Raw genomic sequence first — 14886 nt, 5'->3', positions numbered from 1 at the left:
GTCAATATCAATATCGATATTGTCACGGAGACCTTTTTGCCTGGTGAAAAGGTCAATCAAATAAAATAAATCAAACTTGTTGCCTCAGAATATAAGAGGCAATTGGAATGGAGATTTTAGGATGGACAGTGTACAAGCTGTAAAGGGCACACAGCCGAAAAAGGTGGGAATTGAACCAACCATATTCTTCCCATCTCTGCTGATTGTGATTTTGCTCTCCTATTTTACTGTGCGGGATCTCGATGCGGCTAACCAAGCCATCAGTTCCGTGTTCCACTATCTGACTCACTCCTGGGGGTGGGCGTTTGAGTGGTATATGATCGCCCTGGCCATCGGTTGGGCCTGGCTGGTGTGGGGTCCCTACGCCAATAACCGCCTCGGTCAGGAAAAGCCGGAATTCAGTACCGGCAGCTGGATCTTCCTGATGTTTGCCTCCTGTACCTCTGCGGCGGTACTGTACTGGGGCTCTCTGGAAGCTTACTACTACCTGACCTACCCTCCTTTTGAGCTGGAATCCATGTCGGTTCAGGCCAAAGAACTGGGTGTGGCCTACAGCTTGTTCCACTGGGGTCCTCTGCCTTGGATGGGATATGGCTTCTTTACCGTTGCCCTGGGTTACTTCCTGTTCGTGAAGAAGATGGATGTGGTTCGCCCCAGTGGCACCCTGGAGCCGGTTCTGGGCAAGCATCACAAGGGCATTCTGGGTTCCATCATCGACAACGTCTATGTGGTTGCGTTGATTCTGGCCATGGGCACCAGCCTGGGGCTGGCGACGCCTCTGGTGACCGAGTGTATCCAATGGCTGTTTGGCATTCCTCGTACCATTGAAGTCGATACCTTCGTTATCTCCGTGTGGATCATCTTTAACGCCGTTTGTGTGGCGTTCGGTCTGACCAAGGGCATCAAGGTTGCCAGTGACCTGCGCAGCTACCTGAGCATCATCATGCTGGTGTGGGTACTGCTCATCGGCGCCACCAGCTTCACCGTAAACTACTTCACCGAGTCCGTTGGGGTGATGCTTGCTTACCTGCCACGCATGCTGTTCTACACCAGCTCCATCAGTGAAGGCAGCTGGCCACAAGACTGGACCGTATTCTACTGGGCCTGGTGGGTGGTGTATGGCATCCAGATGTGCATCTTCCTGGCCAAGATCTCCCGTGGCCGTACCGTGCGCCAGCTGTGTCTGACCATGGTGGGTGGCCTGACTGCTTCTACCTGGTTCCTGTGGACCATTCTGGGCAGCAACACCGTCAACCTGATGCACAACAACCTCATCAATATGGGACAGCTTATCCAGGAGCATGGTGCACCGCGTGCCATCATCGAAACCTGGGCCGCCCTGCCCATGAGCACCATCACCATGTGGGGCTTCTTCATCCTGTGTTTCCTGGCGACCGTGACCCTGATCAACGCCTGTTCTTACACCCTGGCCATGTCCACCTGTAAGGGTGTGGATGCAGACAACGAACCACCGGTGTGGATTCGTGTGGGTTGGTCCGTTCTGGTGGGCGTTATCGGTATCGTGCTGCTGTCTCTGGGTGGCCTGAAGCCGCTGCAGACTGCGATTATCGCCGGGGGCGCACCGCTGGTGATTGTTAACATTCTGGTGATTATGTCCTTCCTCAAGGACGCCAAGAAGAACAAGTGGTCGAACTAAATTCCATTTGGGTGACGACCTACGTCGCGAATAGAGAAGTAACTAGAAGGTATTGATTATGGATTACAGATTAACCGACGAACAGGAACTGTTTGTTAAAGGCGTTCGTGACCTGATGGAGCGTGAAAACTGGGAAGCGTACTTTGCCGAGTGCGATGAGACCAGCACCTACCCTGAGCGTTTCGTTAAGGAACTGGCTGAGATGGGCATCGATAGCCTGTTGCTGCCAGAAGAGCATGATGGCTTTGACGCCGGCCTGACCACCCTGGCGGTGATCTGGGAAGAGCTGGGCCGTTTGGGTGCTCCGACCTACGTGCTGTATCAACTGGCGGGCTTCACCACCGTGCTGCGCGAAGGCACCGACGAGCAGATCGACAAGATCATGGCACTGCGCGGTACCGGTAAGCAGATGTGGAACTCGGCCATTACCGAACCTGGCGCCGGATCCGATGTGGGCAGCCTGACCACCAACTACCTGCGTAAAGACGGCAAGATCTACCTGAACGGCAGCAAGTGCTTTATCACCAGTGCCGCCGGTACCCCTTATCTGGTGGTTATGGCTCGCGATGCCGCGTCTGAAACGCCGGTGTTCTCCGAGTTCTTTATCGACATGACCAAGCCGGGTATCAAGCTGAGCAAGCTGCCTAAGCTGGGCCTGAAGATGGACAGCTGCTGCGAAGTGCAGTTCATCGATGTCGAGTTGGAGGAGAAGGACTTCTTCGGTCGTGAAGGCAACGGCTTCCAGCGGGTAAAAGAAGAGTTCGACATGGAGCGCTTCCTGGTGGCTTGCACCAACTACGGTACCGCTTACTGCGCCTTTGAGGATGCGGCTAAATACGCCAACCAGCGTGTTCAGTTTGGCGAGGCCATTGGTCGTACCCAGCTGATTCAGGAAAAGTTTGCTCACATGGCCATCAAGCTGAGCAACATGAAGAACATGATCTATCACGTGGCCTGGAAAGCCGACAACGGCATGATGACCTCCGGTGATGCGGCGATGTGCAAGTTCTACTGCGCCAATGCAGCCTTTGAAGTCGTGGATTCCGCCATGCAGGTACTGGGTGGCTACGCCATCGCTGGTGAGCATCGCATCAGCCGCTTCTGGCGTGATCTGCGAGTGGATCGTGTCTCGGGTGGTTCCGATGAGATGCAGATCCTGACTCTGGGGCGTGCGGTTCTGAAAGAGTACCGCTAATCCCCGCAATGCAGCCAGGCGTCGCGATTGCGCCGTCCTGGCTGCCATTTTGAGACACATTACGTAAGGACATCACCATGTCACAGACATTAGCCACACCGAAATTTGGTCCCCTTTCCGGGGTTCGGGTTGTGTTTTCCGGTATCGAGATTGCCGGTCCATTCGCAGGCCAGATGCTGGCGGAGTGGGGCGCCGAAGTAATCTGGATTGAGAACGTTGCCTACGCCGACACCATTCGAGTGCAGCCTAACTACCCTCAGCTGTCACGACGCAACCTGCATGCCTTGTCTTTGAACATCTTCAAAGACGAAGGCCGCGATGCGTTCCTGAAGCTGATGGAAACCACCGACATCTTCATCGAAGCCAGTAAAGGGCCGGCATTTGCCCGCCGCGGCATTACCGATGAGCTGCTGTGGGAACGCAACCCTAAGCTGGTGGTGGCGCACCTGTCCGGGTTTGGCCAGTTCGGTACCGACGAATACACCAATCTGGCGGCATACAACACCATTGCCCAGGCGTTCAGCGGCTATCTGATGCAGAACGGCGATGTGGACCAGCCGATGTCGGCGTTCCCTTATACCGCCGATTACTTCTCCGGCATGACCGTCACCACCGCTGCTCTGGCGGCCTTCCATAAGGCCAAGGAAACCGGCGTTGGTGAGAGCATCGATGTGGCCATGTATGAGGTGATGTTGCGCATGGGCCAGTACTTCATGATGGATTACTTCAACGGTGGCCAGATGGCGCCTCGCCAGTACAAGGGCCGTGACCCTTACTACGCCGGCTGCGGTCTGTACAAGTGTGAAGATGGTTACATCGTGATGGAGATGGTCGGGGCCAACCAGATCGAAGAGTTGTTCAAGGACATCGGCCTGGGCCACCTGCTGGGGACCGAAGCCGTTCCGGAAGGCACTCAGCTGATTCATCGCATCGAATGCCCCCATGGTCAGGAGATTGAAGATGCGCTGGATCGTTACATCAATGCCCGCTCTGTGGCCGAGGTGCGCAAGCGCTTTGCTGAACTGAAGATCGCCTGTGCCAAGGTGCTGAGCGCCGAAGACCTGGAGTCCAACCCGCAGTACATTGCCCGCGAGTCCATTACCGAATGGGACACCATCGACGGCAAACGCTGCAAGGGCCCCAATGTGATGCCCAAGTTTAAAAACAACCCGGGTCAGATCTGGCGCGGCATGCCGGATCACGGCATGGACACCGCCGCCATTCTGCGTGACATCGGCTACAGCGATGAAGCGATCACAGAATTGGCAGACAAGGGTCTGGCCAAGGTTGACAAGGCTCCTGAGGCGTAAAACACCGTCAGCAGATCACGTGTCCGGAGGGTGGAGAGTGACAAGCTGAACTCCGGTCATTAGGGTTTCAAAATCCACACAGATGGTTGATGTTGTAAGGTAACAAATGGACATTATTAGCGGACATAACTTGCGTCAGACCTGGGACGACCTGGCTGAATTGCATGGCGACAAAACGGCGTTGATTTTTGAAGATGCGTCCGGAAATGCCACTCAGTACTCCTACGCCGGACTCAATGGCGAGATCAATCGGGCCGCCAACCTGTTTACGGCCCTGGGAGTGGTGAAAGGCGAGCGTGTCGCCCTGCATCTGAACAACAGCGTGGAGTTCATCCTGTGCTGGTTTGGACTGGCGAAAATTGGCGCGGTTATGGTGCCCGTTAATACCCATTGGCTGCTGGATGAATGCGCCTACCTGGCTGAAAAGTGCGGCATTCGACGAGTGGTGACCACCACCGAGTTTTTGCCTATCTACAGTCAGATTCGAGCCGGCGCACAGACCGACCTCGAGCAGATTCTGGTCACTGATCTTAAAGACGGTGGAGTCGTGGAGGGGGTGGGAGATTTTGCTCAGTTGCTGAGTCAGTACTCCACCCGTTTCGTGGCCGAGTCTGAGATTGGTTGGGATGACACCGCCGAGATTCTGTTTACTTCCGGCACCACCTCCCGCCCCAAAGGGGTGGTGATCACTCACTACAACTTACGTTTTGCCGGCTATTACAGTGCCTGGCAGGCGGCTCTGCGCAGCGATGATGTCTACATGACGGCGATGCCGGTGTACCACATCGATTGCCAGTGCACAGCAGCCATGGCGGCGTTTTCCGCCGGAGCGACCTTCGTATTGCTGGAGAAATTCAGTGCCCGTAACTTCTGGAGCCAGGTATGCAAATACCAGGCGACGGTGACCGAGTGCATCCCGCTGATGATGCGTACCATGATGATGCAGCCGCAGCAGCCTTGGGAGCGAAACCATCGTCTGCGGGAGGTGATGTTCTACCTGAGCATGCCCGACCAGGAGAAAGATGCCTTTATTGATCGATTCAATGTGCGTCTTCTGACCTCCTGGGGCATGACCGAAACCATTGTCGGCATCATCGGCGATCGTCCCGGAGACAAGCGTCGCTGGCCGTCCATTGGGCGTACCGGCTTTGGCTATGAAGCTCGAATTGTCTCTCCGGAAGGCCAGGAGTTGGCCGCCGGTGAGATTGGCGAGATTCAGGTCAAGGGCATACCGGGACGGACCATCTTCAAGGAGTACTATCAGGCACCGGAGGCCACCGCCAAAGCGATAGGGCCGGATGGCTGGCTCAGAACCGGCGATTCCGGCTATGTGGACGAGGAAGGGTTTTTCTACTTTGTCGATCGCAGTTGCAACATGGTGAAGCGGGGCGGAGAAAATATCTCCTGCATGGAGATTGAAAACATCATCACCGATCATCCAAAGGTAATTGAAGCAGCCGTTATTGGCGTTAAGGACTCGATTCGTGATGAGGCCATTAAAGCTTTTGTGGTGTTGAGACCCGATGCAGATATTAATGAGCAGGACATTATTAACTATTGCTCAGAAAAGATGGCCAAATTTAAAGTGCCCTCTTTTGTTGAGCTGTTGCCGAGTTTGCCAAGAACGTGCACCGGCAAAGTTAGAAAGAATCTCCTGTGTGAAAAAGAGTAGTTTTTAATTTAGTGGATGGAGTCATTAGTTGACTCTTAATGGAGTAAGAACATGAGTGAATCATTGCACGTAACTCGAAATGGCGGCGTTTTGGAAATCACCCTGGATCGGCCTAAAGCCAATGCCATCGATGCCAAAACCAGCTTTGAAATGGGCGAAGTTTTTCTGGCATTCCGTGATGATCCTGAGCTTCGGGTTGCCATCATTACCGGTGCGGGCGAGCGTTTCTTCTCGGCAGGCTGGGATCTGAAAGCGGCCGCCGAAGGCGAAGCGCCGGATGCGGATTTTGGTCCTGGTGGTTTCGCCGGTCTGACCGAGCTGTTTGACCTGGACAAGCCGGTCATTGCCGCCGTCAATGGTTACGCCTTCGGTGGTGGTTTTGAACTGGCGCTGGCGGCCGACATGATTGTTTGTGCCGATAACGCCAGCTTTGCTCTGCCTGAAGCCAAACTGGGCATCGTACCAGACAGCGGCGGCATGCTGCGTCTGCCGAAGCTGGTGCCACCGGCCATTGTTAACGAGATGATGATGACCGGTCGCCGTATGGACGCGGAAGAAGCGCTGCGCTGGGGCATCGTCAACCGCGTGGTCAGCAATGCCGAACTGATGGAATCTGCCCGTGAACTGGCAGCGCAAATCGCTCAGAGTGCCCCTCTGGCCGTGGCGGCGTTGAAAGAGGTGGTTCGTACCACCAGTGAAATGACCATCGAAGAGGGTTACCGCTTCACCCGCAGCGGTGCGCTGAAGCACTACCCGTCGGTTCTGCACTCTGAAGATGCGCTGGAAGGACCTGCGGCGTTTGCCGAGAAGCGCGATCCGGTCTGGGCGGGTAAGTAACGCCCCTGGATACCCGTGGTGGCAATCGGTGCAGCTAAGGCGCCGGTTGCCACTGCTGACCCGCTGTCTGGTGGAGGGTGGCGGAGACGTTCGATAGAGGGAGTTTCGAAATGGCGTTAAAGCTGGAGATGCAAGGCCAGACCTACGGGCCTTTTATTAATGAGTACACGGTCAGGGATCTAATGCTGTTGGGGCTGGGATGCGGTGCCGGCAGTGATGGTAAGACCGACCTTGAATATGTGTATGAGCAAGATCTGAAGGTGTTGCCCACGTTCTGTGCCATGCCGATTGTGGACAGTGAAGTCACCAAAACCATCGACTTTGGTTTTGAGTGGGGCGGCTCCCTGCATTGGGGCTTTGATTTTCGAGTCCACCGGCCTCTGACTCCGGAGCTGGTGACCGGCAAGCTCAGTACCACCGTGTTGCTGAAAGGGCTATACGACCGGGGTGAGGGACGAGGCTGCCTGGCGCAGCACATCGGAGAAACTCGCAACCAGGAGGGCACCCTGCTGTTCACCAACGAAAGTTGGGATTGCTGTCTGTATGACGGTGGCTTTGGTGGGCCGAAAGCCCCCCGCGATATCGTTGAGATTCCACAGCGACAGCCGGATTTTGAGGTGGTAGAACAGGTACCACTGAATCAGGCCCTGGTGTATCGCCTCAGCGGCGACTATCACCCACAGCACGTGGATTGGACCTACGCGCAGAAGTTTGGTCATCCCAAGCCGAATCTGCACGGGGTGAGCACCACCGGGGTCGCCTGCCGGCACATTGTCCGGAGTATTATTCCCGGCGAGCCGGAGCGGTTAACTCGATTTAAAACCCGGTTAACCAAGGCGCTTTATCCAGGCGCGAGGGTAAAAACTCAAATTTGGAAATGGAGTGATAACTGTGTCCACTTTCGAGTGGTGGATGCGGATGACCCCAATTGCTGTTATTTGAATTTTGGTTTAGTTGAGTGGCGTTAGTTATTTAAATTTTTATTGTTGTTTTGATTGTTTTCGATTGTTTTCGATTGTTGTTTTAAGGCAGCTGTTGGCGTGCTCTATTTCCATGCGCAATGCGTGTGGTGCACCAAGGTAGTGTCACGCCCTTTTTATTTTTGTGTTTTTTATTTTTATGTTTTCAGCGTTATTGAGTCATAGGTTTTAAAGGTATTTTATGCCCTGCTATGAATTTGAAGGTGTTATTCCTGTTGTTGATCCCAGCGCCTATGTCCATCCGACCGCGGTATTGATTGGTGACGTCATTGTTGGCCCGGGGGTGTATGTCGGCCCGCTCGCATCGCTGCGGGGGGACTATGGCCGCCTGATCCTGGAAACCGGCTGCAATGTTCAGGATGGCTGCATCATGCATGGCTACAGTGACCGCGATACCATCGTCAGCGAGAACGGCCACATCGGCCACGGTGCCATCCTGCATGGCTGCGTGATCGGCAAAGAGGCATTAGTGGGCATGAATGCGGTGGTGATGGATGGCGCCGTGGTGGCCGAGCAGAGCATCGTCGCCGCCATGAGCTTTGTCAAAGCCGGTTTTCAGGGCCAGTCCCGGCAGTTGCTGATGGGCACTCCGGCGAAAGCGGTGCGGGCGGTGTCGGATCAGGAGCTGCAGTGGAAGCGCCTCAACACCCGAGAGTACCAGGATCTGGCGCAGCGGGCGGCGGCGTCGATGCATGAGGTTGAACCCCGGACGGTCATGGAGCCGAATCGGCCGCGGCTGCAGGGCACCACCCAAGTACAGGAAACCGCCGAATCCACCTCCGCCGTCAGGGGGAGCGAACCGGCCTAGGGGGAGGCCCGACCCGAAAACGGGCCCGTTACATTGTTTTTTGTTGTCTGTCTGTTCGGTGATTGCCCATCAACGCACAAGCGATCCTCTCATCCTAAACATTCGCTTACCCAAGCGATTGCCGTAGCAGACAGGCGACTTTTTTACTTCGCGCCATCCCGTCAGGCCGTTAAACGGCTGGCATGTGTTGGGGTGGCGCACCCCATTTCGCTGTGACCACACGGCGGTGCACGCTTAAAGGAACCGTTATGCCATTAGATCCCAAGGTTGATGAATTTTTGCAGCAGGTGCGTGACTCCGGCGCCAAAGCCTACGAAGAGATGACCCCGGCAGAGGCCCGTCACCTGGAGCTGTCGGGGGACAGCCCCTGCCGTGAGCCGGCGGCCGTTGCGGCGGTGGAGCATCGATTTATTCCTGGACCCAGCGCCGATCTTCCCATTCGGATCTACCGTCCACTTGAGGGCGATGCCAGTGCCGAACTGCAGCCGGCGCTGGTGTTTTTCCACGGCAGTGGCTGGATGGTGTCCAACATCGAAACCAACGACGGTTTCAGCCGTGCCCTGGCCAACCACACCGGCGCGGTGGTGGTGGCGGTCAACTATCAAAAGGCCCCGGAGCATAAATTCCCGACGCCGATGGACGACTGCTATGCCGCCACCTGCTGGGTGTTTGAACATGCCCGTAAACTGGGACTGGATCCGCGTCGTATCGGTGTGTTCGGTGACAGTGCCGGTGGCAACCTGGCAGCGGCTGTGGCCCTGCGGGCCCGGGATGAAAACGGCCCGCGCCTGGCCTGCCAGGTGCTGGTGTATCCGGCGGTGCAGTACGGCTGGGATACCCCGTCGGCCATCAACCACGGCGAAGGTTACCTGCTGCAGCGGGCCAGTATGAGCTACTACTGGAATCACTACCTGCGCAGCCCGGTCGATGGTCTGCACCCCTACTGCTCACCGCTGCGGGCCAGCAGCCATGCGGATCTGCCGCCCACGCTGATCGCCTGTGCCGAGTACGACCCCCTGTGCGATGACAGCCGCCTGTATGCCGACAAGCTGACCGCCGCCGGCGTGCCGGTGGAGTACCGTCTCTATGAAGGGGTGATTCACGGCTTCATCAAGATGCTGGGGGTGTTTGATCAAGCCGATCAGTACCTGCAGGACACCGGCCCCCGGATTCGCGCCCTGCTGGCGTAACGCCATGGTCTACCTCTGCCTGCTTCTGGCCATCATTGCCGAAGTATCGGCGACCAGTTTGCTACCACGCACCCAGGGGTTTTCACAGCCCCTGCCGACGCTGCTGTGCCTGTGTGGTTACCTGTTGGCGTTCGCACTGCTGGCTCAGGTGGTTCGAGTGCTGCCGGTGGGCATCGCCTATGCCATCTGGTGTGGCGCGGGCATCGTGCTGGTGGCCGGGGTTGGCTGGTGGCGGTTGAAACAGCCTCTGGATGCTGCCGCGCTGCTGGGAATGGGACTGATCGTGGCGGGAACGCTGATCATCCACCTGTTCTCCCGTTCGGTACCGCATTGACAGCCCGGTCCTGGTGGCCGGTTTAGGCTTCGGCGCCAAGGCCGTTGTGTGGATCGAGGCACGTTTTTATCTCTATTTTGAATACCACTGCGCCACAAGGAGCCTGGAGTGCGACTCAATAATCTCAGTGTAAAGAACAAGATATCCCTGGCTTATCTGTTGATAGCCCTAGCCATGGCGGTGCTGATCGGGATTGTAACCCGACAAGCCGCCACCATGGCGGCGACCATCACCACATTTAACACCACCACCATTCCCAGCCTGGTGCTGGCCGAGGATATGCGGGCGTTCATCATCGACTACCGCAAGTACGATTTCTCTTTGGTGTCCAATGCCGGCGACCCGGACATGCCGAAGTGGGTACTCGAGGGCAGGAAGATGGCCCTGTCCATGGACGACAGCCTCGACCGTTACCACTCGACTCTGGCCAACGAGCAGGATCGGCAGGCATTTTCTGTGCTGGAGCAAAGCTGGCGGTCCTACCTGGTGGCCAATGAGCCGTTTTTGGGGTTGATTAGCCAGGATCGATATGAAGACGCGAACTCCGCCATCATGGCCAGTTACCCTGCCTACCTGGAGCTGATCGAGGCCGTCGAAGCCTTGGTAACACTGAATCAGAGTTTTGTCGATCAGGAAGCCGGTGCCAGCGCGGCATCGGTGGTGACCATGTACTGGGTGATCGCCATCGGCGGGGCGGTGATGCTGGCGTTTATGCTGGTGACCGCCATGCTGCTGGTCAGGCAGATCTGCACCCCTCTGGCTCGGGTTCGCAGCCTGATCGAAGCCATCGCCAAGGGCGATCTGACCCACGTACTGAACCGGCAGCAGTTTGCCGACGACGAGTTGGGGCAGTTGGCGCAGGACAGCCTGGAGATGCAGTCCCGGCTGGCGGCGCTGGTGGCCCAGATCACCGAGGCGTCCAATCAACTGGGGACCTCCATTGAGGCCATGGGCTCGGTATCCGAGCAAACTTCCGAGGGGATGCGCCAGCAGCAGCTGCAGGTGGCGTCCATCTCCAGCGCCATGACACAGATGCAGTCGACTGTGGCCGAAGTGGCCCGTAATACCGAAGAGGCGTCTCATTCGGCGGAGTCGGCGACGCAAGATGCCAATGAGGGGATGACGGTGGTGAATCAGGGCATCGAGGGCATTCAGCAGGCGGAGTCGGTGATTCAGCAGGCCGGTGCCCTGGTCGGTGAACTGGAGCAGGATTCCGCTAACATCAGCATGGTGGTGGATGTGATTCGTGACATCGCCGATCAGACCAACCTGTTGGCGCTGAATGCGGCCATCGAAGCCGCCCGGGCCGGAGATCAGGGCCGCGGCTTTGCGGTGGTGGCCGATGAGGTCCGCACTTTGGCCGGTCGCACTCAGGAGTCCACCAGCCGTATCGTTGCCATTATCGAGCAGTTGCAAAACCGCTCCAAGCAAGCGGGCAGCGCGACCCAGAACAGTTGTCAGCTGATTGCCGCCTGTGTGGAACAGTCCAACCGGGCGCGCATGTCCATTGAGCAGGTGGTGGGCGCGGTGGGCAACATCGCCTCCATGAACCTGCAGATTGCCAGCGCTTGCGGCGAGCAGGCGGCGGTCGCCGAGGATCTGGGCCAGCATCTCGAGGGGATCAACCTGGCGTCGAAAGAGGTGTTGGCGGGGTCGGAACAGACCGCCCTCTCCGGCGCCGAACTGACTCAGTTGGCCGAGCGGCTGCAACACACATTGGGGCAGTTCAGAACCGCCTGATGCCTGACAAAGGGGCCGGCAACCCAGCCCCGTCGAAACCACAATCAAGGAACACATCACAGATGAAAACAGAGATGCTGAAAGGCAAATTGCACCAGGCCAGAGTGACCCACGCCGAGTTGGAGTATGAAGGCTCTTGTGCCATCGACCGGGATTTTCTCGAGGCGGCTGGCATTCTGGAGTACGAGAAGATCGAACTGTACAATGTCGATAACGGCGAGCGCTTTGCCACTTACGCCATCGAAGCGGAGCGGGGCTCGCGCATCATCTCGGTCAATGGCGCCGCGGCCCATAAAGCCAGCCCGGGAGACCGGCTGATTATCTGCGCCTATGTGCAGATGGAGAGCCTCGAGGCGGCCACTCACCAGCCTCGATTGGTGTATCTGGATCAGAACAATGCCATTAAGGGGGTGGGGCAGGGGGTGCCGACCCAGAGCCGCTAGACGGGACGGTAAGGAGGCCGCTCGGTTCGGCCTCTCTCATTTCACCTCAGTTGGCAACGTCTCAATGGATAGAGTTCGATGGCCATTTCATTGCGTTCGTTTATGAGAGCGACTCACCCTGTGTCATTGGACTTGGGATCGCCGTCACGCCGGAGTAATATAGTGGCGCCTAAAAAACAACCCCTACACCAGGAGACATGGATGCTGGACAAAACAATGAACATCGCCGATTTCGATCCCGAGTTGTGGCAGGCGATGGAGGCGGAGCGCACTCGTCAAGAGGAACACATCGAACTGATTGCCTCTGAGAACTACACCAGCCCTCGCGTACTGGAAGCCCAGGGCTCCCAATTGACCAACAAGTATGCCGAAGGCTACCCGTCTAAACGTTACTACGGCGGTTGTGAGTACGTCGACGTATCTGAGCAACTGGCCATTGACCGCGCTAACGAACTGTTTGGCTCCGAGTACGCCAACGTTCAACCGCACTCCGGCTCCCAGGCCAACGCGGCGGTGTTTATGGCACTGCTTCAGCCTGGCGATACCGTACTGGGCATGAGCCTGGCGCACGGTGGCCACCTGACCCACGGTGCCAGCGTGTCGTTTTCCGGTAAGATCTACAACGCCGTACAGTACGGCATCACTCCCGAAACCGGTGAAATCGACTATGACGAGGTGCTGGCTCTGGCCAAAGAGCACCAGCCGAAGATGATCATTGCCGGTTTCTCCGCTTACTCCGGCGTCATCGACTGGGCCAAGTTCCGTGCCATTGCCGATGAAGTGGGCGCCTATCTTTTTGTGGACATGGCTCACGTCGCCGGCCTGATCGCCGCGGGCGTTTACCCGAACCCGGTTCCCCATGCGCACGTGGTCACCACCACCACCCACAAGACTCTGGCCGGCCCTCGTGGCGGCTTGATCCTGTCTGCCTGCGGTGATGAAACCGTCTATAAGAAACTCAACTCGGCGGTATTCCCTGGTGGTCAGGGTGGTCCCTTGTGTCACGTGATTGCGGCGAAAGCGGTGGCCTTTAAAGAGGCACTGCAGCCGGAGTTTGCCGAGTATCAGAAGCGGGTTGTGATCAACGCCAAGGCGATGGCTGATGTGTTCATGAGCCGTGGCTATAAGGTGGTGTCAGGTGGTACCGACAACCACCTGTTCCTGCTGGATCTTATCGACAAGGATATCACCGGTAAAGACGCCGACGCCGCTCTGGGCCGGGCCAACATTACCGTGAACAAAAACTCGGTACCCAATGACCCCCGCAGCCCGTTTGTGACCTCCGGTTTGCGTATCGGTACTCCGGCACTGACCCGACGTGGCATCGACGAAGCCGAGTGCCGTGAATTGACCGGCTGGATCTGCGACATTCTGGACGACTTCGGCAACGAAGCCGTGGTGGAACGAGTGCAGCAGCAGGTGCTGGCGCTGTGCCGCACCAAACCTGTCTACCGTTAAGCGTCGATTCGGTATACTGAGCCCATCCTGAGGATGGGCTTTTTTTGTGGAGCAAGACCAATGAGTTCGAAGATCTGGCTGGCGGTGGTGCTGGCGCTGTGTCTGCAAGCCTGCGCCGGCCGACCCACGCCCCTGCCGGTCGGCCATGAGCAGGCTTTGCCCTTTGGCGCCATTGCTGATCCGGTGCAACAGCCGCCGTCGCGGATTGCGCTGGATATGGCCCGTGTGGATCATCTGGTGTTATCCGGTGGCGGCGCCTACGGGGCCTGGAACGCCGGCTTGTTGGCCGGGTGGCAGCAGCGGGGAAACCGGCCGCAGTTTCAGGTGGTGACCGGTATCTCCACCGGTGCCCTGGTGGCCACGGTGGCGTTCCTGGGGCCGCAGTACGACCTGGCACTGAAACACGCCTATGCCGAGCAGCCCGCCAGTGCCATCGTGGGTCACCTCAATCCGTTCGGGGCGCTGTTTGGCCGTTCGGCGTACGACAGTGGCAAGCTGCGGGCGCTGATCGATCGTTTTATCACCGACGCGATGATCGATGAGGTGGCCGCCGGCCACCGTCAGGGCCGGCGTCTGTATGTGGGCACCACCAACGCCGATGCCGGTGTGCCGGTGTTCTGGGACCTCGGCGCCATTGCCGCCAGCGAGCGAACCGACCGTTACCACTATTATCGGGATGTGCTGCAGGCGGCCTCGGCGTTTCCCGGCGCCTTCGAGGCCCGTTACTTCCCGGTCACTGTCGCCGGCAGCACCTACTACCAGATGCATCACGATTCCGCCTGGGACCTGTTGTTCCTGAGGCCTTTTATGGTGGAGCAGTTTCAATTGCCGCCCCGGGCTCAGCAGCGGGTCTGGGTGGTGGTCAATCACCAGTTGTTGTTCCACCGGCAGCACCCCTCCAGCGGTAAAGCCCTGGCCAACGGCATTCAGTTTGCGTACGACAGCAATCAGTATCGGGTCAACGAGAGTCTGCTGCGGGTCTATCGTATGGCGGCGGCAAAAGGGATGGGATTTTGCTATGCGGCCATTCCCCAAAGCTATCCGCTCGACTTTGAGCCGCTGCAGTTTGGACCGGAAAACATGCTGCCCCTGTACCGTCTCGGGGTCGAGGCTGGCCTGACGGGGGCCCCCTGGCAGCCGCATCCGTCACGAATTGCTCCTTCAGAGCGGATGGAGATCAAACTCAGCTGTGAAGAAACGTCCTGATTGTTAACCTAATGCCCTAAATCCGGTATTCTTAGCAGTCAGTTTACCTGTCCTGG

At 57.4% G+C, this 14886-nt stretch carries 13 protein-coding genes; all 13 read left to right on the top strand.

Annotated elements, in window-relative coordinates; all coding sequences use genetic code 11:
* Nucleotides 1-121: 121 nt before the first annotated feature.
* The 13 genes from caiT (at nucleotide 122) to BLT77_RS06230 (ending at nucleotide 14830) form a co-directional block, all read left to right on the top strand.
* Nucleotides 122-1657 carry an L-carnitine/gamma-butyrobetaine antiporter gene (caiT, locus tag BLT77_RS06290; protein ID WP_090363621.1) on the top strand — a complete coding sequence of 512 codons (1536 nt, stop codon included), beginning with the start codon at nucleotides 122-124 and terminating at the stop codon, nucleotides 1655-1657.
* Between the two features lie 58 nt (nucleotides 1658-1715).
* The gene (gene caiA, locus BLT77_RS06285; protein ID WP_090363618.1) at nucleotides 1716-2852 is read left to right on the top strand and encodes a crotonobetainyl-CoA dehydrogenase; all 1137 of its coding nucleotides are present in this window, start codon (nucleotides 1716-1718) and stop codon (nucleotides 2850-2852) included.
* A 77-nt stretch (nucleotides 2853-2929) separates the two neighbouring features.
* Nucleotides 2930-4162: an L-carnitine CoA-transferase gene (caiB, locus tag BLT77_RS06280; RefSeq protein WP_090363616.1), complete on the top strand. Its 1233-nt coding sequence runs from the start codon at nucleotides 2930-2932 to the stop codon at nucleotides 4160-4162.
* A gap of 106 nt (nucleotides 4163-4268) precedes the next feature.
* Nucleotides 4269-5834: a crotonobetaine/carnitine-CoA ligase gene (caiC, locus tag BLT77_RS06275; RefSeq protein ID WP_090363613.1), complete on the top strand. Its 1566-nt coding sequence runs from the start codon at nucleotides 4269-4271 to the stop codon at nucleotides 5832-5834.
* A 51-nt stretch (nucleotides 5835-5885) separates the two neighbouring features.
* The gene (caiD, locus tag BLT77_RS06270; RefSeq protein ID WP_090363610.1) at nucleotides 5886-6671 is read left to right on the top strand and encodes a crotonobetainyl-CoA hydratase; all 786 of its coding nucleotides are present in this window, start codon (nucleotides 5886-5888) and stop codon (nucleotides 6669-6671) included.
* A gap of 110 nt (nucleotides 6672-6781) precedes the next feature.
* Entirely contained in the window at nucleotides 6782-7639 is an 858-nt protein-coding gene (locus BLT77_RS06265) for a MaoC/PaaZ C-terminal domain-containing protein (protein WP_090363608.1), read from the top strand.
* A 193-nt stretch (nucleotides 7640-7832) separates the two neighbouring features.
* Nucleotides 7833-8459, top strand: a complete 627-nt coding sequence (gene caiE / locus BLT77_RS06260; protein ID WP_090363605.1) for a carnitine operon protein CaiE — start codon at nucleotides 7833-7835, stop codon at nucleotides 8457-8459.
* Between the two features lie 248 nt (nucleotides 8460-8707).
* A complete protein-coding gene (locus BLT77_RS06255; RefSeq protein WP_090363602.1) occupies nucleotides 8708-9649 on the top strand; it encodes an alpha/beta hydrolase in 942 nt (313 codons plus the stop codon).
* 4 nt (nucleotides 9650-9653) lie between these two features.
* Nucleotides 9654-9983, top strand: a complete 330-nt coding sequence (locus BLT77_RS06250; protein WP_090363600.1) for a DMT family transporter — start codon at nucleotides 9654-9656, stop codon at nucleotides 9981-9983.
* A 108-nt stretch (nucleotides 9984-10091) separates the two neighbouring features.
* Nucleotides 10092-11723: a methyl-accepting chemotaxis protein gene (locus BLT77_RS06245; protein WP_090363597.1), complete on the top strand. Its 1632-nt coding sequence runs from the start codon at nucleotides 10092-10094 to the stop codon at nucleotides 11721-11723.
* Nucleotides 11724-11785: 62 nt separating this feature from the next.
* Nucleotides 11786-12166 carry an aspartate 1-decarboxylase gene (gene panD, locus BLT77_RS06240; RefSeq protein ID WP_090363594.1) on the top strand — a complete coding sequence of 127 codons (381 nt, stop codon included), beginning with the start codon at nucleotides 11786-11788 and terminating at the stop codon, nucleotides 12164-12166.
* Between the two features lie 201 nt (nucleotides 12167-12367).
* The gene (gene glyA, locus BLT77_RS06235; protein ID WP_090363591.1) at nucleotides 12368-13624 is read left to right on the top strand and encodes a serine hydroxymethyltransferase; all 1257 of its coding nucleotides are present in this window, start codon (nucleotides 12368-12370) and stop codon (nucleotides 13622-13624) included.
* A 60-nt stretch (nucleotides 13625-13684) separates the two neighbouring features.
* Nucleotides 13685-14830, top strand: a complete 1146-nt coding sequence (locus BLT77_RS06230; protein ID WP_176819210.1) for a patatin-like phospholipase family protein — start codon at nucleotides 13685-13687, stop codon at nucleotides 14828-14830.
* The last annotated feature ends 56 nt before the right edge of the window (nucleotides 14831-14886 follow it).

This window comes from Ferrimonas sediminum (assembly GCF_900100175.1).
Taxonomy (GTDB): Bacteria; Pseudomonadota; Gammaproteobacteria; order Enterobacterales; family Shewanellaceae; genus Ferrimonas; species Ferrimonas sediminum.
This window is presented reverse-complemented; position numbering and strand designations above follow the sequence as displayed.

Excerpts from the sequence above, each read along its gene's own strand:
- caiT (WP_090363621.1), top strand. The coding sequence starts at position 122 with ATGGACAGTGTACAAGCTGTAAAGGGCACACAGCCGAAAAAGGTGGGA.
- caiA (WP_090363618.1), top strand. The coding sequence starts at position 1,716 with ATGGATTACAGATTAACCGACGAACAGGAACTGTTTGTTAAAGGCGTT.
- caiB (WP_090363616.1), top strand. The coding sequence starts at position 2,930 with ATGTCACAGACATTAGCCACACCGAAATTTGGTCCCCTTTCCGGGGTT.
- caiC (WP_090363613.1), top strand. The coding sequence starts at position 4,269 with ATGGACATTATTAGCGGACATAACTTGCGTCAGACCTGGGACGACCTG.
- caiD (WP_090363610.1), top strand. The coding sequence starts at position 5,886 with ATGAGTGAATCATTGCACGTAACTCGAAATGGCGGCGTTTTGGAAATC.
- BLT77_RS06265 (WP_090363608.1), top strand. The coding sequence starts at position 6,782 with ATGGCGTTAAAGCTGGAGATGCAAGGCCAGACCTACGGGCCTTTTATT.
- caiE (WP_090363605.1), top strand. The coding sequence starts at position 7,833 with ATGCCCTGCTATGAATTTGAAGGTGTTATTCCTGTTGTTGATCCCAGC.
- BLT77_RS06255 (WP_090363602.1), top strand. The coding sequence starts at position 8,708 with ATGCCATTAGATCCCAAGGTTGATGAATTTTTGCAGCAGGTGCGTGAC.
- BLT77_RS06250 (WP_090363600.1), top strand. The coding sequence starts at position 9,654 with ATGGTCTACCTCTGCCTGCTTCTGGCCATCATTGCCGAAGTATCGGCG.
- panD (WP_090363594.1), top strand. The coding sequence starts at position 11,786 with ATGAAAACAGAGATGCTGAAAGGCAAATTGCACCAGGCCAGAGTGACC.
- glyA (WP_090363591.1), top strand. The coding sequence starts at position 12,368 with ATGCTGGACAAAACAATGAACATCGCCGATTTCGATCCCGAGTTGTGG.
- BLT77_RS06230 (WP_176819210.1), top strand. The coding sequence starts at position 13,685 with ATGAGTTCGAAGATCTGGCTGGCGGTGGTGCTGGCGCTGTGTCTGCAA.